General features: G+C 56.7%; 15 protein-coding genes. 8 read left to right on the forward strand and 7 right to left on the reverse strand.

Features of this window, described 5'->3' with window-relative positions:
• Window positions 1-3: 3 nt before the first annotated feature.
• Complete coding sequence (locus tag AC2FLZ_RS05450; RefSeq protein ID WP_496881927.1) at window positions 4-1,167, forward strand: hypothetical protein; 1,164 nt, start codon at window positions 4-6, stop codon at window positions 1,165-1,167.
• Here AC2FLZ_RS05450 and AC2FLZ_RS05455 read toward each other — a convergent pair.
• Window positions 1,164-4,763, reverse strand: a complete 3,600-nt coding sequence (locus AC2FLZ_RS05455; protein ID WP_496881928.1) for a flavoprotein — start codon at window positions 4,761-4,763, stop codon at window positions 1,164-1,166. The two genes, AC2FLZ_RS05450 and AC2FLZ_RS05455, sit on opposite strands and share 4 nt — an antisense overlap.
• Before the next feature lie 318 nt (window positions 4,764-5,081).
• Window positions 5,082-6,659, reverse strand: coding sequence for a DUF5928 domain-containing protein (locus AC2FLZ_RS05460; RefSeq protein ID WP_480520106.1), 1,578 nt, complete (start codon window positions 6,657-6,659; stop codon window positions 5,082-5,084).
• A 143-nt stretch (window positions 6,660-6,802) separates the two neighbouring features.
• On the opposite strand from AC2FLZ_RS05460, the gene AC2FLZ_RS05465 reads away from it, so the two are divergent.
• The gene (locus tag AC2FLZ_RS05465; protein ID WP_209599235.1) at window positions 6,803-7,621 is read left to right on the forward strand and encodes a sulfotransferase family protein; all 819 of its coding nucleotides are present in this window, start codon (window positions 6,803-6,805) and stop codon (window positions 7,619-7,621) included.
• 128 nt (window positions 7,622-7,749) lie between these two features.
• Here the strand turns inward: AC2FLZ_RS05465 and ilvD are convergent, their stop codons facing one another.
• The gene (ilvD, locus tag AC2FLZ_RS05470) at window positions 7,750-9,582 is read right to left on the reverse strand and encodes a dihydroxy-acid dehydratase (RefSeq protein WP_480520104.1); all 1,833 of its coding nucleotides are present in this window, start codon (window positions 9,580-9,582) and stop codon (window positions 7,750-7,752) included.
• 108 nt (window positions 9,583-9,690) lie between these two features.
• Between ilvD and AC2FLZ_RS05475 the strand changes: the two genes are divergently transcribed.
• The 4 genes from AC2FLZ_RS05475 (at window position 9,691) to AC2FLZ_RS05490 (ending at window position 12,652) form a co-directional block, all read left to right on the forward strand.
• The gene (locus AC2FLZ_RS05475) at window positions 9,691-10,254 is read left to right on the forward strand and encodes a helix-turn-helix domain-containing protein (RefSeq protein ID WP_480625289.1); all 564 of its coding nucleotides are present in this window, start codon (window positions 9,691-9,693) and stop codon (window positions 10,252-10,254) included.
• Window positions 10,251-10,520 (forward strand): CBU_0592 family membrane protein, encoded by a 270-nt coding sequence (locus AC2FLZ_RS05480; protein ID WP_480555313.1) that lies wholly within the window; start codon window positions 10,251-10,253, stop codon window positions 10,518-10,520. The genes AC2FLZ_RS05475 and AC2FLZ_RS05480 overlap by 4 nt, the downstream gene beginning before the upstream one ends.
• A gap of 93 nt (window positions 10,521-10,613) precedes the next feature.
• On the forward strand, window positions 10,614-11,468 hold the full coding sequence (sseA, locus tag AC2FLZ_RS05485) for a 3-mercaptopyruvate sulfurtransferase (protein ID WP_480555312.1): 855 nt from the start codon (window positions 10,614-10,616) through the stop codon (window positions 11,466-11,468).
• Window positions 11,468-12,652, forward strand: a complete 1,185-nt coding sequence (locus AC2FLZ_RS05490) for an amino acid aminotransferase (RefSeq protein ID WP_480474685.1) — start codon at window positions 11,468-11,470, stop codon at window positions 12,650-12,652. The genes sseA and AC2FLZ_RS05490 overlap by 1 nt, the downstream gene beginning before the upstream one ends.
• Before the next feature lie 72 nt (window positions 12,653-12,724).
• Here AC2FLZ_RS05490 and AC2FLZ_RS05495 read toward each other — a convergent pair whose 3' ends face one another.
• Both AC2FLZ_RS05495 and AC2FLZ_RS05500 read right to left on the reverse strand, forming a co-directional pair.
• Entirely contained in the window at window positions 12,725-14,050 is a 1,326-nt protein-coding gene (locus AC2FLZ_RS05495) for an ammonium transporter (RefSeq protein ID WP_480474686.1), read from the reverse strand.
• Window positions 14,051-14,083: 33 nt separating this feature from the next.
• A complete protein-coding gene (locus AC2FLZ_RS05500; protein ID WP_117871083.1) occupies window positions 14,084-14,422 on the reverse strand; it encodes a P-II family nitrogen regulator in 339 nt (112 codons plus the stop codon).
• A 259-nt stretch (window positions 14,423-14,681) separates the two neighbouring features.
• Here AC2FLZ_RS05500 and AC2FLZ_RS05505 point away from each other — a divergent pair, with 259 nt between their 5' ends.
• Window positions 14,682-16,856 (forward strand): transglycosylase domain-containing protein, encoded by a 2,175-nt coding sequence (locus tag AC2FLZ_RS05505; protein ID WP_480555311.1) that lies wholly within the window; start codon window positions 14,682-14,684, stop codon window positions 16,854-16,856.
• Between the two features lie 70 nt (window positions 16,857-16,926).
• On the opposite strand, the gene leuB is transcribed toward AC2FLZ_RS05505, so the two are convergent.
• A complete protein-coding gene (leuB, locus tag AC2FLZ_RS05510) occupies window positions 16,927-18,030 on the reverse strand; it encodes a 3-isopropylmalate dehydrogenase (RefSeq protein WP_496821816.1) in 1,104 nt (367 codons plus the stop codon).
• Between the two features lie 91 nt (window positions 18,031-18,121).
• On the opposite strand from leuB, the gene AC2FLZ_RS05515 reads away from it, so the two are divergent.
• Window positions 18,122-18,649 carry a redoxin domain-containing protein gene (locus tag AC2FLZ_RS05515; RefSeq protein ID WP_496821814.1) on the forward strand — a complete coding sequence of 176 codons (528 nt, stop codon included), beginning with the start codon at window positions 18,122-18,124 and terminating at the stop codon, window positions 18,647-18,649.
• Between the two features lie 3 nt (window positions 18,650-18,652).
• Here AC2FLZ_RS05515 and AC2FLZ_RS05520 read toward each other — a convergent pair whose 3' ends face one another.
• Window positions 18,653-19,546 carry a LysR family transcriptional regulator gene (locus AC2FLZ_RS05520; RefSeq protein WP_480494501.1) on the reverse strand — a complete coding sequence of 298 codons (894 nt, stop codon included), beginning with the start codon at window positions 19,544-19,546 and terminating at the stop codon, window positions 18,653-18,655.
• Between the last annotated feature and the right edge of the window lie 13 nt (window positions 19,547-19,559).

A 19,559-nucleotide genomic window follows, 5' to 3' on the forward strand; every position in this document is an offset into this window, starting at 1 on the left:
TGAATGAGCGTTGAAAGAAAGGTGTGGCTGATTTCTGGCTTGTTGACCCTTGGGCTTGGGGGTCTCTTGCTCAAACTTTGGATCGAACTGAATCATTTTGAGGGTGATCCCACTCAACTTCCGGATCAGGCATCAGTGGACGCGTATCTGGAAAAACTGGATGCCGTGCCGGATTACCGCGTTAAAACGGGGATCTTCTTAAAATCATTCAGCTTTCTTGGTGCCAGCGACGTGCAGGTCACCGGTTACGTCTGGCAGCGCTACATCACAGGTGTTCATGATGAGATCCGTCCGGCCGAGGGTGAGATCGGTTTCCTTCTGCCGGAAGCGGTCGATACAGCAAACGGACTGATCGAAGAGGCCTATCGGCTGCCGCAACAAGATGGGTTGCTGATCGGGTGGTATTTTGAACAAACCCTTCGGCAGAGTTTTGACTACACCCGCTACCCCTTTGATCACAAAACGGTCTGGGTGCGCTTCTGGCCCGCATCTTTTGACATCAATGTTGCGCTGGTTCCTGACTTTGAGGCTTATTCCGCGACCGGCCCGGATGATATTTTCGGCATCGAAAGTCAGATCGTGATGGGTACGTGGGAACGTGAGAACACCTATTTCGACTATAAGTTGTCAAGCCTGGATACGACGTTGGGCATCGCTCAGAACGCCTATCAAACCAACATGCCCGAGCTGCATTATAACTTTGTCATCAAACGCAATTTCGCAAACGCGTTCATCGTGCACATGGTCCCGCTGCTTGTCGTGACAATGCTGCTGTTTGGGGCGCTGATGACCGTCACGCGCCGCGAGGGGCTGGCCGATCGGCATGACTTCAGCACGTCCAGTGTAATCGGAACCTGCTCGGTTCTGTTTTTCGTGATCCTGTTGGCCCATGTGCAGCTGCGTGAAGGGTTCGCAGGTTCTCCTGTGATCTATATGGAGTCGTTCTTTTTCCTGATGTACTTCATGCTGCTGGCAGTTTCGGTCAATACATACCTGTTTGCGTCCGACGTTGAGACGTCGTTGCGGATCATCCACTATCGGGACAACCTTATTCCCAAGGCCGGGTTCTGGCCGTTCGTCCTGCTTTGTATGGTGGTGATCACGGCCTATAATCTCAGTTCCAAGGAAAGCCCAAAACCGCCACCAGTCAGCACAGCGGAAAACTAGATAGCCGGCTCGAATCCGGGCTTGGGTTCACCCTGCGCCATATCCAGTGTGTAGTCGCTGATAACATCTGATTTTCCGTCGCGCCAGTTTTGCATGTACTTTTCAGGATCGGCGATCACATAGGCGTAGGCGGGTTTCATCACCCCATCCAAGATCACGTTGATCTTCTTGCGGATATAGACGTTCTTGGACGAGCCCGGACCATGATAACCTTCCAGCTTATCCAGCTCGTGCAGGCCCGATTCCGTCACCCGGTAAACCTCTCCGCTTACTTGTTTGCCCATGCCCTGCTGATCGACAAGGGTCGCCATTCGGTGCAGGAAGCCACAGTTCGGATTGTCGCAGAACGGTTCATTTGGAACGATCAGGGGCATTGGTTGCCGCGTGCGGGCAGGCCCGACAAAGTCATTCAAGACCCGGCTGTGTGCCTCATGGTTCGGGAACCCCTGTTTCAGGGAGCCGTATGTGAAATACAGATAGGTGGGTTCCTGAACGGCAATAAAGGTTTCGTCACGGCCCTGTTCCGCGTCTTTTATCTTAAGGTTGTGGTCTCGCGCCCAAGCATCCAGCATGGTCCGTATCTCGGGCGGGATATCCATGCCCTGAACAAATTTAATGCACGAGGTTGCATCCATGCCTTTGGCGCGCAACAGGATGTCGACCATCCTTGGGGCTTTGTTCATCACAGCCACATGCAATGCCGTGAAACCGTGATCGTTGACGATATTGACGTCGATATCGCGGTCGATCAAATCCTGTGCCGCTTCATAATCTGGCTTGCCCAGATCGTGACCGCCTTCGTTCAATTCGCCTTCGCCGCCAGCCGCATAATGCAGCAATGAATCGCCGTGGGCTTCGTCAACAATATTGATACCCACGACACCTTCATCGATGGCGCGGAACACGCGTTTCCATTCATTGATATCATCGGCGGCGGCAGCCTCTCGGGCCCATTTGCACACGCGGTACTTCTGGTCGTCCAGTTCTTCGAATGCCTCGCCCAGTGCTTCCATGATCTGGTCGGGCGTGGCCATCATACCAATCCCCATCCGGCCGTTGGACAGGCGGCCCTCCCGTGGGCCTATGAAATCGATGCCCAGTGTCTTCAGCCTTGCGACATTGTTCTGGGTGGTGATGTTGTTCCACATATTCGTGTTACAGGCCGGGCACAGGATCACGGGCTTCTTCTGGTACTGCCACGCCACAAAGACAGAGGTCAGAAGGTTATCGGCGATCCCGTTTGCCACCTTTCCCATGGTGTTGCAGGTGATGGGTGCGACGATCACGCAATCGGCCCAGTCACAAAGCGCCAGATGCGACGCACGCACTGGCATGTCGAATTCCATGTAACGGAAATTCCATTCATCATCGTCGCGGTAATAGTCGTTATGGGTGATCTTGGCGTCGATCCGTTCAGCGCCGAAGTCCCGAAAAAACTTTTCAGCCGAAGTGGAAGGGATCAGTTTGACATTGTGTCCGGCGTCGACGATGCGCTCAACAAGTTCTGGTATCTTGTCTGCCGCCGATGACCCGCAGGCACAAAGCAGCACGTTGCGTTTGCCGCTGCTTACCTCGTTCATCACACCTTTGGGATAGCCGAACATGTTCTTATTCAGGCTGGGTGTCTCTTCAAGCTTGGAAACGGGAAGACCTGCTTCGATCATGCGGTCCTGAAGGTGACCTGCCTTGATCATGTCCACAATGTCTTCCAGCTTTTCGCCTTTGCTGATGCACTGGCCTTGGAAAAACAGGTAGGGAACTTTGGGTTTTTCACCTAAAGATATCAGCTGACGTCGCATCTTTATCGCGTTGGGGTCGCGACCGCCCACATCCACCTGCTTTACGCTGGTCGCACCGATGTTCGAAAGAACACTTCTGAGCATGTAGGACCACGGGTCTTCATCTTCATAAAACAGAACCATGGGGTTGTTCCGGATAATGCTGGCGACATCCCCGGGATCTTCGGGCGGCTCAACTGTTTCGATCACCAGCAAAGCCGGGTCCTCCAGATCGCGCAGGCCGCGGAAGATGTTGCCACGAGGGGCTTGCCAGACCTGTGACGTTGCGGGGCTCATGTCGACGATCGTCACAAGGTCGGTTGCTTCATCATATGCGATACACAGGCACCAGAATTCTTCGAGCAACGCGGTTTCCCGGTAAACGTTTACCGGCGGGCGGATGGCTTCGATCCCGGTTACCCGATTAAAGTCGATATTGATCATCAGGTGACGGTCCGTGTTGGCGTCCAGGCCCTGTAGTTGCATCTTGAACCAGTCTTCGGGGGTAAGGATCGATGTGTCCTCGCGCGTTCCGAAACTGCGAAGTGAACTGCTCAGGTGTATGTTTTCAGCCGCGTTCAGATATTTCTGGGCCATGTTGTGCATGTCCGCGGCCGTGGCCACCCGTGAGACAACATCCGTGAAAGAGGCTTCGGTGGCCCGCAGCAGCTCGTCTTCGTCCACCTTGTCATCGCCGTGAATGGCCAGGCTTTCCACCAACACACCTAAGGAGTTCATGTTCGGAGTGGCGCGGCGGAACAGGTTGCGCCGTTTCTTGGGGTCTTTTGCCAGATAGAGCGTGCTGTCGACATAGTTGCATCGTTGCTTGAATGTCTTCAGATGCGTCTTGACCGCGGCACGCGCCGAGAAGCGCAAAATGCCACGCGACCGCATCGAGGTTCCGTCACGGTCCGACATCGCCTTCCAAAGCCGGTCTGCGGTTGTAACCCAAAGCTTGCCGTATTTCTCAGGATGTACGTCCATCATGTGCACCAGCCCAGTGCTTGGGTTGCACTTGGCGATTACGGCAAAATGCCCGCCCGGCATATTCGCTTTGCCATGGGCGACGCCGACCTGAAAATTCGCCACCAGAATATCATTGTCACCACCCAGCCGGTTGGATTCGTCAATCGCATCCAGCAACAGCTGCACGTTTGTCGTGTCCTCGTCCATGAAATAGGCCTGAACCTGAACACTGTCCCGCAAGCCCTGCGAATGAATGTAGGTACAGGCGACGTCAAACAGCTCACCCAGTGAGATACCGTCATTGACGACGAAAGACGAAGGCAGCGCGCATTCACGGAAAATGTCGTTCACTTCGCAACTGAAGCCCAACGCGGACATGCTGAGGGCGGCAGCCGTCACGCTGCAACAATTGATCGGCTGCTGGAAGTTCTGCAATTGAACACTGACCAGATCGCCGAACATCGTGGCGAAGCAGGGTTGCCGGATTTCCTCTGGTATCTGACGCCAGTTCTCGCTGGACAGAAAAGCCACCCGCGATCCGTCCAGCGCGAGCGCTTCGAGGCTGACGGGAATGTCTGATATCTGAAGGTGCTCTTCATAGAAATAGTCACCGACATCCGCGCTGGCCAAAGGATTACCATTCTGCCGCAGCTGAACCACACCGCGCAGAACAACATACATGCCGCTTGCTGGCAGAACCGTGTTGTCGGTCACCTCGATACATTCGAAATGACGGTTGATGACTGACGGGTCGGCAATCTTGGCCTCGCCCGGCAGAACCTTGTATATCAGGTTCCAGTCTGCGTCATTTGGGATATATGATCTGGATGTTTCAATTTGATCTATAAGCACAACTGTTCCCCCCGGAGTTGCGTTTCAAATGTCTAATTGCGGCCAGCAGGGGCTTTCGGGTTTTCGATGCGCAGATACCCGTCATTCAGAATTAAGGACGCGTCTGTTTTTGCCTTTCACTGGCCAGGGCCGGCCTGCCAAAGAGAAAAAGTATAAGCAAATTGGCCCAATTGGCTGCACAGTATCCGATTTTTGAATAAAAATCACGATGGCAGTGATGTTGGGTTTTAGGCTGTCCTTTCCGACAGGCAAATATGCGGTGCACCCAATGCAGCAAAGGGGGCCGAAAAGCTGTCGGATGTCAGGCTGACTTTCCGTTTAGTCGGCGAACAGGTAGTCCAGCCGCATCACCGCGTCGGCCTTTTCTTTGTCCACCCCAAGAAATTCGGATATGACAGCTATGTTTTCGGCGCGCTGGGCGGTTTCCCGCAGTCGCAGGTAATTGTCCAAACCGGCGGCGCGGATTTGTTGGGACTCGTAACTCAGGTCGTTGCGAAGTGTCGGCAGCAGATGGGAAACAGTCTCAACCGGGCTGTTGTCACCCGCCAATCCGACGCGCCGCGCGTGGCCAATCAGGTATTCGTCCGAGTATTCGCATTCGATCTCAAGCACATGGGTTTTGGCCTGATCACCGCTGAAATCCTGAACAACGTCCAGATTGGCCGGGTCGAGGCACAGAACCAACTGGTCTGATCCGAAACTTTCGAAAAGCATTCGTACAACGGCCCGCCGATGGCGCGAGCGCTTGGTCAGCGTCGTTTCAATACCGCCCAGATCAGGCAGTTGGGTATCCTCTTCGTTAAACAGGTATTCGACGCAGGGGATATCTGTTTCAGACGCGATTTGATCGACCAGCCTTTTGGCGACATGCCACTTTTTGCACACAATCACAAACAGCTCTCGGTCGGGGCCCAGAACACTTCCAGCCTCCCAGAAGCGTTGCCCGAACCGGCGCCCGATGCGCCCCCGGCCAGCCAGAAACGCATAAAGGCCACGCCCCTCGTTCGAGATGGGAAAGTCGATGCCCTCACTCGCATAAAGTGAGCCGAGACGCTCTTTCAGCTCATGCGCCTCTGGGCTGATCTTGCGGGCAAACAAATAGTCCTGACCCAGAAGCATGTCATAGTGATCGTTGTAGAACGTGACGGGCATTCCATAATCCGAAAACATCAGAAATGTCGGTGTACGGTTTTCGATTTCACCTTTCGGGATCAGGTGGCGTACCAGCGTTTGAAAGAAGGTTTCATCGGGTATCCAGGTGGTTGCAAAAAACCGGATCACGTCCCTGCGCTGCCTTAGGAAATCCAGGATCATCTCAATCGTTCGGCGGCGAAGACACCACCATTGGCTGCCGATCATAACCTGAAGGTCTTCGGGAATTTGCCGCATCAGCCCAAAACGCCTCTGTGTTTCATAGGCGGCGTAGAACAGTTTCGGCTGGGTGCGTTCATTGAAATAATGGCGATAGATCAACCGGTCTTCTTTCATGCCGGTCTTGATCCAGTCGCTTTCGAAAAAGTCGTGGCTTTCAATGAAATCCTTGTCGTGATCATCCAGAAACCGATGGGTGTATTCTGCGGTTTTGATCGCCATGCAATCACCGGACAGCATGTAAAAATGCGTGGCGCGGGGGAAGGTTTCGACGGCGGCCTGCAAGGCGTTCAGCGTGGCCTGCACCAGCGACCATTCTCCCCAGCCGCATTTGATGCGCCTTTTAGCAAAGGTCACGTTCGGATTTTGATCCAGCGCGGAACGAATGCGCCCGTAGCCTTCGGCGCTGGCACGGGCGTCAAAGTGGATGGCCATGCAATCGCCCGCAGCGGTCAGCTGTTCGGCCTGTGCAATGATTGCATCAGGGTCTTTATGGCATAGCAATATATAGGCAATCTTCGCCATCGAGGTTAGGTAATTTCCGTTTCTGCCCGGTTTCAACCGTGATACTGAGGATGAGCGATTGAATAAACAGAATAATTTTGGTTCCTTGTTATCAAAAGCTGGCATATCGGTTTGAGACCAGACCAGCGTAGGAGGCACAGCAGATGGGTTTTCCCGGTACCTGGATGACCGAGAGCGAAAGCATGGTGTACCGCGTTGTGCCAAAATGCGCCTGCTCGACCATTGGGCAGATCATGTATTATTCGGATCACGGTCAGTTCTTTGACGGTGACATCCATGACGCCAAGGATGGCATGCACAAATGGGCCTTTGATCAGAGCCAGGACCTGATTTCCAAAAATGTGCGCGATCACGCCTCGTATTCCTTTACCTGTGTGCGCAACCCGTACACGCGTATTCTGAGCTCGTTTTTCGACAAGATCTGCGGGATCCAGCGCAACGGCAAACGGTATCGTGGCAATCTGGTGCCGACGCTGATCTACAATTACGGGATCGAGGTGGGCGGTGACGATGGCAAGGGAGAGTTTGACCAGATCGCCAGCTTTCGCCGGTTCCTGCTGTTTGCGCGTGATACCATCCGCTGGCGGCGTCCGATGGACCCGGACATTCACTGGTCAGCCATGTCTGGTCACGTGTCGACCTTCATCGTGAACGGTGGTCGTTATGATCGGATCTTCTGGACCGAAGCGTTCAACGACGGGATGCAGGGTGTCTTGGACAATACAAAGCTGAAGCATTCTGTTTCGCTGTCCGAAATACCCCGGTTCAACGAATCCGAAGGCCACGGACCCAAGCGCGCGCATCCGGTTGAAGACTATTTCGACGACCTGTCGATGCATCTGGTCTATGAGATCTACAAGCAGGATTTTGAGCTGTTCAAATACGATTTCGAAAACCCGGCCAACAAGATGCCGATTGGCGAAATCGATCTGGATGAAATTCACGCCAAACTGGGCGATTGATCCTTAGGCAGGATGACCCGTCCATCGTCAACGTTTCTTGCGAAACATTTAATCTGGTTGCGCCCGGGTGCGCCTGTGCATGATCGACTTACCGGTCTGCCGCGTCAGCAGACCGGTAATCTATCAGTTTAGACCTGACGCACGGCTCCTTTCGCCGCGCTGGTGGTCAGTTTCGCATAGGCCTTCAGCGCAGTAGACACCTTGCGTTTGCGCGGCGCAGCAGGCACCCAGCCCTTTGCGTCCTGTGCTTCGCGCCGGGCCGCAAGCTCTTCATCTGAGACGGCCAGATGGATCGAGCGGTTGGGGATGTCGATTTCAATCGTGTCGCCATTCTGTACCAGACCAATCTCTCCGCCTTCGGCCGCCTCGGGCGAGACATGGCCGATCGACAGACCGGAAGTGCCGCCCGAAAACCGCCCGTCGGTCAGCAGGGCGCAGGCTTTGCCAAGACCCTTCGACTTCAGGTAAGACGTTGGGTACAGCATTTCCTGCATCCCCGGACCGCCACGCGGGCCTTCATAGCGGATCACCACAACATCGCCCTCTTTCACCTTGCCGGTGAGAATGTCGCTAACAGCCTGATCCTGGCTTTCGCATACATAGGCCGAGCCGGTGAATTGCAGGATATTGGCATCCACACCAGCGGTTTTCACGATACAGCCGTCGCGGGCAATGTTGCCGAACAGAACCGCCAGACCGCCATCCTGACTGAATGCGTGTTCCTTGGACCGGATCACGCCGCCTTGGCGATCGGTGTCTAGTTCCTTGAACCGGTTCGACTGGCTGAACGCCTGTGTGGTGCGAACTCCGCCGGGGGCGGCCTTGAACAGCTCCTGTGCTTTGGGATTGTTGGCGATGGTGATGTCCCAGTTGGCAATCGCCTCGCCCATCGTGGCCGAATGCACTGTACTGCATTCGTTGTGCAGCAGGCCCGCGCGGCTGAGCTCACCCAGGATCGAGAAGATACCACCGGCACGGTGGACGTCTTCCATATGCACGTTCTCGGTATTGGGAGCGACTTTGCAGAGGCAGGGAACACGACGGCTGAGGCGGTCCATATCGGCCATGGTGAAGTCAACTTCACCCTCATGCGCGATGGCCAGCAGGTGCAGCACCGTGTTGGTCGATCCACCCATGGCGATATCAAGGCTCATGGCGTTTTCGAACGCTTCAAAGGTGGCAATCTCACGGGGCAGAAAGCCTTTTTCGTCCAGATCGTAATGGCGCTTGGTGATCTCGACGATGCGGCGGCCAGCCTCAAGGAACAGCTCTTTGCGGTCTGCGTGTGTCGCCAGAGTCGACCCATTGCCAGGCAGGGCTAGGCCCAGCGCTTCGGCCAGACAATTCATCGAGTTCGCGGTGAACATGCCCGAGCATGAGCCACACGTGGGGCAGGCGTTTTCTTCGATGTGCTGAACCTGTTCGTCAGTGAACTTGTCATCTGCGGCGGCGACCATAGCGTCCACAAGGTCAATCTTCTTGGCTTCCAGATCGGCGATGTCGATCTTGCCCGCTTCCATCGGACCGCCCGAAACGAAAATGGCCGGGATGTTCAGACGCATGGCGGCCATCAGCATACCCGGGGTAATCTTGTCGCAGTTCGAAATGCAGACCATAGCGTCCGCACAATGGGCGTTGACCATATATTCGACCGAATCTGCGATCACTTCGCGTGAGGGCAGCGAATACAGCATTCCGTCATGGCCCATGGCGATACCGTCATCCACGGCGATCGTGTTGAACTCTTTCGCCACACCACCTGCGGCTTCGACCTCGCGCGCGACCATCTGGCCCAGGTCCTTCAGATGCACGTGACCCGGCACAAACTGGGTGAATGAGTTGACGATGGCGATGATAGGTTTGCCGAAATCGTCATCACCCATACCTGTGGCCCGCCAAAGGCCGCGTGCGCCAGCCATATTGCGGCCATGGGTAGAGGTTCTGGATCGGTACAATGGCATGATGCTGTTTTCCCTGTTGCCTCGGGTTGCATAATTCGGGGTTCGTACGTTATAGCGCACGTAGCACATGTGCGTTATAACGTACAAGGTAAATCGCAGAGCGCGGGTATGGCTATGGACGACATTACGCTGAAATTACGGGATGTGCGGGCAGCCTCGGGGTTGAGCCTGTCCAGAGTCGCCGAGATGACCGGTGTCAGCAAAGCCATGCTGGGCCAGATTGAACGCGGCGAATCAAGCCCAACGATCGCGACGCTTTGGAAAATCGCCAAGGGCTTTCAGATACCGCTCAGCGGGTTGATCGACACGACTCTGGGCGATCCATCGGTCTTTCAGACTGTAACCTTTCCCGGCAGTATCGAGGTCAAGATTGTCTTTCCCTTCGATCCCGCGCTGGGTGCCGAGACCTTTCATGTGAACCTTGCCGCGAACCAAAGCCACGAATCCCCGGCTCATGCCGCCGGGGTGACCGAGGAAGTATTTGTCCTCAGCGGCACTTTGGAAATTCTGCGTGGCGAGGACTGGGTGCCCTTGCAGGCCGGGCAGGGGTTGCGCTTTGCTGCGGACCTGCCGCACGGGTATCGCGCCGGTTCGCAGGGGGCCGCGTTTCTGAATATGCATCACTATGCGCAACACACTGAATCTCCTGAAAACGGCACGGCCCAGACATGACGGCTATTTTTGACACGCTTACCATCGTGGATGCCATCGGCTCATTCGGGGCGCTGATCGTGGTGGCCGCGTATTTCGCAACGCAGATGCGGATGATGAATTCCGATGATCTGGCCTTTCCGATGATCAACCTGCTGGGGTCTGTCCTGATCGTCTTTTCGCTGCTTGAGAATTTCAATCTGGCCTCGATGCTGATCGAAGGGTTCTGGATTGTGATCAGTGTCATCGGCATCATCCAGCATTTCCGCCTGCGCAAGGCGCGATAATTCCTGAGGTCAACAAGCGCTAGCGCTATCCAGCCTTGAACGCCCATGCCACGGGGTATAGGGAAACCCCAAGCTCGCTTAGGGGAGGCTTTGATGCAGGACGATCCAAAAACCCTCGTATCCACCGAATGGCTGGCCGCGCATATGAAAGACCCGGATCTGCGGATTCTGGACGGGTCGTGGTATTTGCCGGCGCAAAACCGTGATGCCAAGGCCGAATATGATGCCGGGCATATCCCCGGAGCACGGTTCTTTGATATTGATGAGATATCAGACCACCGTTCCGACTTGCCTCATATGGCGCCACCGGTCGAAAAATTCATGTCACGCCTGCGGGCCATGGGTGTCGGTGATGGTCATCAGGTTGTGGTTTATGATGGTGCCGGGCTGATGTCCGCAGCGCGCGTTTGGTGGGTGTTCCGTCTGATGGGTCAGGAAAACATCGCGGTTCTGGATGGGGGTTTGCCAAAATGGCAGGCCGAGGGGCGCGAGATCGAGGATCTGCCTCCGGTCATTCGCGACCGCCACATGACCGTTCGCGTGCAAAACCAACTTGTCCGGGACGTCACGCAAGTTTCCGCCGCCGCCAAGCTGGCGGATCACGAAATCATCGATGCCCGCTCGGCCGACCGATTTGCCGGAACCGCACCCGAGCCGCGCGAAGGGCTGCGTTCGGGCCATATTCCGGGCTCGCGCAATGTGCCCTTTGGGCAGTTGTTGAACGCCAGCGGAACAATGAAGTCGCCCGAGGACTGCCGCGCCATATTCGAGGCTGCGGGCGTCGATCTGTCGAAGCCGGCGATCACCTCTTGCGGTTCGGGCGTCACGGCCGCGATTCTCAGCCTTGCGTTGGAACGCATGGGCAAGAAAGACCACTCGCTTTATGACGGCTCCTGGGCTGAATGGGGTGCCTTCCCGACCCTGCCCGTCGCAACCGGAGAGAATTGATGTTCGAGAACCTGAAACCGCAGCCTGCCGACAAGATTCTGGCGCTGATGCAGATGTACCGCGAAGACCCGCGCGATCAGAAAATCGATCTGGGTGTTGGTGTCTACAAGAATGCCGAAGGCGTGACGCCGGTGATGCGCGCGGTGAAAGCCGCCGAACAGCGTATCTGGGAAGAGCAGGAAACCAAGGCCTATACCGGTCTGGCCGGTGATCCGGCCTATGCGGATGCGATGATCGGATTGATCTTGGGTACTTCTGTGCCACGCGGCAACATCGCCGCAGTGGCGACACCCGGAGGCACCGGTGCCTGCCGTCAGGCGTTCGAGTTGATCCGGATGGCGAACTCTTCGGCACGCGTGTTTGTGTCGAACCCGACCTGGCCCAACCACCTGTCGATCCTGAATTATCTGGGGATGGAAACGGTTCAGTATCGTTACTTCGATGAAGAGACCCGGGGTGTCGATTTCGACGGGCTGATCGCAGACCTGAAAACCGCCAAAGCGGGTGACGTGGTTTTGCTGCATGGCTGCTGCCATAATCCGACCGGTGCCAATCTGAACATGGTGCAATGGCAGGAGGTCGTGAACCTGATCAATGCGCTGGGCCTCGTTGCGATGATCGACATTGCCTATCAGGGTTTCGGTGACGGTCTGGAAGAGGATGCGCAAGGCGTGCGGCTGGTGGCCTCATCGGTCAAGGAATGCCTGATTGCGGCGTCATGTTCGAAGAATTTCGGCGTCTATCGTGAGCGCACCGGGTTGCTGATGGCCGTCAGTGACAACGCGGCTGAAACCGCATTGAATCAGGCCACACTGGCGTTTTTGAATCGCCAGAACTACTCCTTCCCGCCGGACCACGGCGCGCGCGTGGTGACGACCATTCTTATGGATGAGGCGTTGCGGGCAGACTGGGCAACTGAGCTGGAAGAGGTTCGCCTCTCCATGCTGGGCCTGCGCCAGCAACTGGCTGACGAGTTGCAGCGTCTGGCCGGATCCGACCGGTTTGGGTTCATCGCCCAGCACCGCGGCATGTTCTCACGCCTTGGGGCGGCACCGGAACTGGTCGAGAAACTGCGCGTTGAACACGGTATCTACATGGTCGGTGACAGTCGACTGAACATTGCCGGGCTGAACGCAGTGACTGTGCCGATTTTGGCCAAAGCAATTGTGGATGTCGGGGTTTAGATGCCGACGCGACATTCGAAACGAAAACCCGGGCGCGAACGCCCGGGTTTTTTTGTCAGGTGAAGGCAAGGCTTAGCCTTTCGAGAATTCGGGATATGCTTCCATTCCCAGTTCAGCCATGTCGAGGCCGTTGATCTCATCCTCTTCGCTGACACGGATGCCGACGGTGGATTTCAGTATCGTCCACAGGAACAGTGCGCCGACAAAGGTGAAAACGCCGTATGCGGCGATGCCCAGTAGCTGCGCGCCCAGACTCGCGTCACCGTAGAAGACGACGGCGATGGTACCCCAGATGCCACAGAACAGGTGAACCGGGATGGCACCGACAACATCATCGATCTTGAACTTGTCCAGCATCGGGACCGCGAAGACCACGATGATACCACCCACGGCACCGATCCACAGGGCACCGAACAGGGTCGGGGCCAGCGGTTCGGCCGTGATCGAGACCAGACCCGCCAGTGCGCCGTTCAGCACCATCGTCAGGTCGGGCTTCTTGTACAGAACCTGGGTCAGGACCAGCGCTGCAACCGAGCCCGAAGCAGCCGCCATGTTGGTGTTGGCGAAGATGCGTGACACGTCCGATACATCGCCCACTGTTCCCATCGCCAGTTGCGAGCCGCCGTTGAACCCGAACCAGCCCAGCCACAGGATGAAGGTCCCCAGTGTTGCCAGCGCCAGGTTAGAGCCGGGCATTGGGTGAACTTTGCCATCTTTGTACTTGCCGATCCGCGGGCCTAAGATAAGGGCCCCTGCCAGCGCAGCCCAGCCACCGACCGAGTGTACGATGGTCGAACCGGCAAAGTCCGAGAAGCCCTTGGCATCCAACCAGCCGCCACCCCATTTCCACGAACCGGAAATCGGGTACATGATGCCTGTCAGCACGATGACGAAGATCAGAAAGGGCCAAAGCTTGATCCGTTCCGCCACGGCGCCCGACACGATGGACGCAGTCGCGGCCACGAACACAAGCTGGAAGAAGAAGTCCGAACCGACCGAAGCATAGTCCAGTGCCGCATCCGCCGGCGCAACACCAACCGCATCAAGCGTTGTGGTCGAGAAGAACGGGCCAAGCCAGCCCGTGATGGACCAGCCGTCGCCGGGATACATCAGATTGAACCCGATCAGCCAGTACATGATTGCGGCAAATGAAAACAATGCTACGTTCTTGATCATCTGCATGGCAACGTTCTTGGATCGTACCAGACCGCCTTCCAGCATGGCAAAACCTGCGGCCATGAAGAAAACAAGAAAGCCCGCCATCAGAAACAGCAGCGTGGTAAAGATGTACTGGGTGTGCTGTGCCGCTTCGCCGGTTGCAGCGGCCTCTTGCGCAAGACCCATCTGCGGCAGCGCAACAATGGCGGCGGCAGGGATGAGAGATTTCATCAGGTTCATTGTCAGTCCTCGAATGATTGTGAGTGGGCGCGCTTACAGCGCGTCCTCGTTGGTTTCCCCGGTACGCACACGCAGCGCCTGTTCGACATCGAGGACAAAAATCTTGCCGTCACCGATCTTGCCGGTCTTGGCGGTTTTGGTGATCGTCTCGACGATCTGGTCGGCCATTGTCGCAGGCACCACGATCTCAAGCTTGATCTTGGGCACGAAGTTCACCGCATATTCGGCCCCACGATAGATTTCGGTGTGACCGGACTGCGAGCCGAAGCCCTTGATCTCGGTTACCATCATGCCGCGCACGCCAGCCTCGGTCAGAGCTTCGCGCACCTCCTCCAGCTTGAACGGCTTGATTGTCGCAATGATCAGTTTCACGTCTTTCCCCTCTGGTTGTCCGGTGGGACCGGCTTGTTTGCACCTGCAGAAAAAAAGCGCGCCGCGACGCAGTAAGAAACGCTTTCGGGGTCAAAACCTGCCGGGAAGTAATGCAAAGTTGCACATTTTTTGCACAACTTGGGCATTGTGCCCAATAAATGAGCGCTATAGAGAGGGGAAATTCCGGAAATTCGGACCTCTACATACTGCGGTTGTCGAGGTATGGTGACCAAAAAGTATAACCGGGCAGAGTTTGAGCATGACTGAGTCCAAGCGCCGCAAGCCGACATTGGTCGCGGATAAACGGTACCCTTCGAAGGGCCGAAAACTGGCTGCGACCAAAAGCACGGCGGGCAAGAAATCGACGGTGCGCAAACCGACCACGCGCAAAACCACGCGCAGGAAAACCCGCAAGTCATCTGGGGGTAAAGGCGGTGGTATCTTTCGCCGTTTGTTCCGATGGATCTGGCGGTTGATCTGGGGATTGACCTGGCGTGTCGGTGCGATTTCGGCCATGCTGCTCGCGCTGGCGGTGGGTATCGTTTACGCCACGTTGCCGGATGTCGATGCCTTGCTGGATGGGCGCGCGCGGGGTTCCGTGACCTTGCTGGATCGTGATGGCAAGGTCTTTGCCTGGCGTGGCGATCAGTTTGGTGGAGTGATCACGGCCGATACCGTCTCTCCGCATCTGAAAAACGCGGTTGTCGCAACCGAAGACAAGCGATTTTACCGGCATTTCGGGGTCAGCCCGCGTGGCGTCGCCAGCGCGGTCAGCATCAACCTGAGCGAAGGCCGCGGGCCTTTGTCGGGGCATGGCGGGTCGACAATCACGCAACAGACCGCGAAACTCCTGTGTCTGGGCGTTCCCTATGATCCCAGTGACTGGGACTCTGAGGCCGCGTATGAGGCCGACTGCCGTCAGGGCTCCTTGTGGCGCAAGGCCAAGGAAGCCGTCTATGCGCTGGCGATGGAGGTGAAATACTCCAAGGACGAGGTTCTGACGATCTACCTGAACCGTGCCTTTCTTGGCGCAGGCGCGCGTGGGTTCGAAGCCGCAAGCCAGCGCTACTTTGGAAAATCCGCCGCCGAGGTTTCGCCCGCAGAGGCCGCGATGCTGGCTGGTCTGCTGGTTGCGCCTACACGCTATGCACCGACCAACAACCTGCAACGGTCTCAGGATCGGGCGCGGCTGGTGATCGGTCTGATGGAGGATCAGGGATATCTAACCGCCGCACAGGCCAGCGAAGCGCGTACGCGACCGGCGCAACTGTCTGAAGCGGCAGCTGCCCGAGCGGGCGGTTATTTCGCAGATTGGGTTGTTTCGGAACTTCCCAGTTATTTTGGCGACAACACAACCGAAGATGTTGTAATCCAGACGACTTTGGATCAGCGGATTCAGCGATCGGCGGAAGAGGCTTTGCAATTCATCTTTCAGGAAAAGGTGCGCGAAGGCTCCAAGGCGCAGGCGGCCATCGTGGTTATGTCCGCGGACGGAGCGGTAAGAGCAATGGTCGGCGGCCGAGAAACACGGGTTGCCGGGGTGTTCAACAGGGCCACCATCGCCAAGCGCCAAACCGGTTCGTCTTTCAAACCATTTGTCTATGCCACCGCGCTGGAACTCGGCTATTCCCCGCTGGATACGGTGATGGATGAACCTTACTGCGTGGACATTCCCGGGTCCGGTCAATGGTGCCCCAAGAACTATACCAACAAGTACTACGGGCGCGTGTCACTGGCGGATGCGTTGAAGAATTCGTTGAATATTCCGGCGGTGAAAGTTGCTGAGATATCGGGCTTGGATAACGTCCGCACGGTGGCCAGTGGTTTTGGGATTGCCAGCGATCTGGCGCAAGGACCTGCTTTGGCGCTGGGCGCATCGGAAAGCACGCTGATTGAGATGACGGGGGCTTATGCAGGTATTCTGAACGGTGGCTCTGCCGTCGAACCTTATGGCCTGACCGAGCTGAAGCTGCTGGGTGATGAAGCACCTGTCATGGTCACGACAACCGGTATCGGTGAACGGGTGATCAACGATGCGGCTGCCAAGCAACTGACATGGATGATGGAACGTGTGGTGTCCGAAGGCACAGGTGGACGGGCCAAGTTGCCCGGCTGGCAGGTCGCGGGCAAAACAGGCACAACCCAGGCAGCGCGCGATGCGTGGTTCATCGGGTTTACTGCGGACTATGTAACCGGTGTTTGGATGGGGTATGACGACAACACGCCCCTGTCTGGTGTGACCGGCGGCGGTTTGCCCGCGGAAATCTGGAGAGAAACCATGCTGCGTGTCACCGAAGGGATGACACCCACACCCTTGCCGATGATGGCACCAGCACCGCCGGTTCAGGTCGCACAGCCACAGCCGCGTCGAAAGCGCGGAGGTTTTGCCGAGGACATCAACAATCTGCTGAAGAATATTTTTGGCGGAAACTAAAGCCTTCTTTGATGGAAAAAAAGGCGGTGCACTGGGCACCGCCTTTTTGCCATTTCGCTGATTGCGTGTTTCAGACGCTGGCATCCAAGGCCGCAAGGATCGCGTCGCCCATTTCAGTGGTTGATACGGGCTGAACGCCCTCATCTGCGAGCAGGTCGCCGGTGCGTACACCATCGGCCAGTACTTTCTCGATCGCGGCCTCCAGACGATCCGCTTCTTCGCCCTGATCAAAGCTGTAGCGCAGGGCCATGGCAAAGCTCAGGATACAGGCGATCGGGTTGGCTTTGCCCTGACCCGCGATGTCCGGGGCCGAGCCGTGGACGGGTTCATACATTGCCTTGGGTCGACCATTGGCCATCGGCGCGCCAAGAGAGGCCGAAGGCAACATGCCCAGCGACCCGGTCAGCATCGCGGCGCAGTCGGACAGGATGTCACCGAACAGGTTGTCGGTCAGGATCACATCAAACTGTTTCGGAGCGCGCACAAGCTGCATCGCGCCGTTGTCGGCGTACATATGGCTCAGCTCAACTTCGGGGTAGTCCGCTGCGACGCGGGTGACGACTTCGCGCCACAGGATGCCCGATTCCATCACGTTGGCTTTTTCCATCGAGCACAGCTTTTTGTTGCGGCGCATTGCCAGTTCAAAAGCCGAGCGCCCGGCACGTTCGATCTCGGATTCGGTGTAACGCTGGGTGTTGATGCCGACGCGTTCGTTGCCTTCCTCGAAGATGCCGCGCGGCTCACCGAAATAGACGCCCGACGTCAGTTCGCGGACGATCATGATGTCGAGACCGGCAACGATGTCTTTCTTTAGCGACGAGAAATCGGCAAGCGCGTCAAAACACTGCGCGGGGCGCAGGTTCGAATACAGGTCCATTTCCTTGCGCAGGCGCAGCAGGCCACGCTCGGGCTTCAGGCTGAAATCCAGATCGTCGTATTTCGGACCGCCGACAGCGCCCAGCAAAACCGCGTCAACCTCTTGCGCCTTTGCCATGGTCTCATCGGAGAGAGGCTTGCCGTGGGCGTCATAAGCGGCACCGCCCACCAGATCCTCGCTCACGTCAAATTGAAGACCACGATTGGCACCGAACCAATCGATGATTCTGCGCACTTCGGCCATAACTTCTGGGCCAATTCCGTCTCCGGGCAGGATGAGGAGCGAGGGGTTGGGCATGAAGGGTCTCCTTGCGTTTTGTTGCACAGGCCCTAGCGTCTGCGCAGCATCGGGTCAATGAGACAGACCTGTCAAAACACAAGGAAAATACATGCTGACACCTGGAAATCCGGTTCCTGCACTGAAAATTGAAACCGTCGCCCATGGCAGTTTCGACCTTGAGACCAACAAGGGCGAAAACGGAACGCTGGTGATTCAATATCGCGGATTGCATTGTCCGATCTGCATCAGACAGATGACCGAGGCCGAGGCGGCGCTGGACGATTTCGCGGCGCTGGGTGTCGAGATTATCATGATCACCACCGATACCGCCGAACGTGCCGCTGAAACCGCCGCAAAAGCCAATGTTTCCCGCTTGCGCGTAGGCCACAGCCTGCCCCTGTCTGAGGCGCGGGAGGGTTGGGGGCTGAACATCTCGACCAAGCGCGAAGGCAGTGTCGAACCAGACCTGTTTGCGGAACCCGGACATTTTTACATCGCACCTGACCGGACGCTTTATTTTGCGTGGCAACAGACCACGCCTTTTGGACGTCCGTCGATGTCGGATATCGCGGGTGGTCTGAAGTTCACTTTGGGCAATAACTACCCGGCGCGCGGAACGTATACGGGCCCTCTTTGATCCTCAGAGGCTGGCTTTGAGCCCTTCTGCCAGCAAGTCCCAGACCCTGCGGATACGTGGGGTCTGGCGCATGGCCTGCGGCGCAGCCAACCACACGGGCAGAACCGGGATTTCAACATCCAGAGGCAAGATTTCGACATCCGGGTCGGCTTCGGCCATCTGGACCTGGCTGAAGCCAATGCCGCATCCTGCGCGGATCAGTTCCCAATAGGCGCTTTGCAGATCGCAGCGGGTCGCAAAACTGTTGCGGCTTGCGGGCCACCCTTTTTCGCGCATGGCCTTGATGATTTCCTGATTGGCGTCAAACCCCACTAGGTCGTGGGAAAAAAGTTCTTCGGGTGTCTTGGGGCGTCCCCTACGGTCGAGATAGGACTTGGCCGCGCAAAAGCATAGCGGCACCTCCCCCAGATATCGCGAAATGATATCCATCTGCGCCGGGCGATACATGCGAACGGCAATATCCGCCTCGCGGTATAACAGGTTTTCCGTGGTGTCTGTGGCGACCAGCTCAAGTTGAATGGCGGGTTCCTGCCTTCGGATATACGCCAGAATCGGTGGCAGCAGGTGATGCGACGCGAAGACCGAAGCGGTGATGCGGACCGAGCCTTCAAGTTGCTGCGACTGCCCTGCGGCGGCAAGGCTGAATGCAGTCATGGCGCTGTGCATTTGCTGCGCCATCGGCAAAAGCTGGGAACCTGCCACGCTCAGTTTCAGGCCGCGCGCGTGCCGGTCGAACAAGGATACGCCCAGTTCGGTCTCAAGGCTTTGTACTTGTCGTCCCAATGTGGGCTGGCTGCGATCAAGATGCCGTGCAGCGGCGGACAGGGACCCCGTTTCGGCCACGGCCAGAAAGCTCTGGATCAGAGACCAATCCGCATGTGTCAGTGCTTTATCCATTCAAAATTGAATA

Source organism: Ruegeria sp. YKSF131, assembly GCF_059612645.1.

Coding starts and splice junctions, on each gene's coding strand:
- AC2FLZ_RS05515 (WP_496821814.1), top strand. CDS start 18,122: ATGCTGACACCTGGAAATCCGGTTCCTGCACTGAAAATTGAAACCGTC.
- leuB (WP_496821816.1), bottom strand. CDS start 18,030: ATGCCCAACCCCTCGCTCCTCATCCTGCCCGGAGACGGAATTGGCCCA.
- AC2FLZ_RS05495 (WP_480474686.1), bottom strand. CDS start 14,050: ATGAACCTGATGAAATCTCTCATCCCTGCCGCCGCCATTGTTGCGCTG.
- AC2FLZ_RS05465 (WP_209599235.1), top strand. CDS start 6,803: ATGGGTTTTCCCGGTACCTGGATGACCGAGAGCGAAAGCATGGTGTAC.
- AC2FLZ_RS05490 (WP_480474685.1), top strand. CDS start 11,468: ATGTTCGAGAACCTGAAACCGCAGCCTGCCGACAAGATTCTGGCGCTG.
- AC2FLZ_RS05505 (WP_480555311.1), top strand. CDS start 14,682: ATGACTGAGTCCAAGCGCCGCAAGCCGACATTGGTCGCGGATAAACGG.
- AC2FLZ_RS05460 (WP_480520106.1), bottom strand. CDS start 6,659: ATGGCGAAGATTGCCTATATATTGCTATGCCATAAAGACCCTGATGCA.
- sseA (WP_480555312.1), top strand. CDS start 10,614: ATGCAGGACGATCCAAAAACCCTCGTATCCACCGAATGGCTGGCCGCG.
- AC2FLZ_RS05520 (WP_480494501.1), bottom strand. CDS start 19,546: ATGGATAAAGCACTGACACATGCGGATTGGTCTCTGATCCAGAGCTTT.
- AC2FLZ_RS05480 (WP_480555313.1), top strand. CDS start 10,251: ATGACGGCTATTTTTGACACGCTTACCATCGTGGATGCCATCGGCTCA.
- AC2FLZ_RS05475 (WP_480625289.1), top strand. CDS start 9,691: ATGGCTATGGACGACATTACGCTGAAATTACGGGATGTGCGGGCAGCC.
- ilvD (WP_480520104.1), bottom strand. CDS start 9,582: ATGCCATTGTACCGATCCAGAACCTCTACCCATGGCCGCAATATGGCT.
- AC2FLZ_RS05450 (WP_496881927.1), top strand. CDS start 4: ATGAGCGTTGAAAGAAAGGTGTGGCTGATTTCTGGCTTGTTGACCCTT.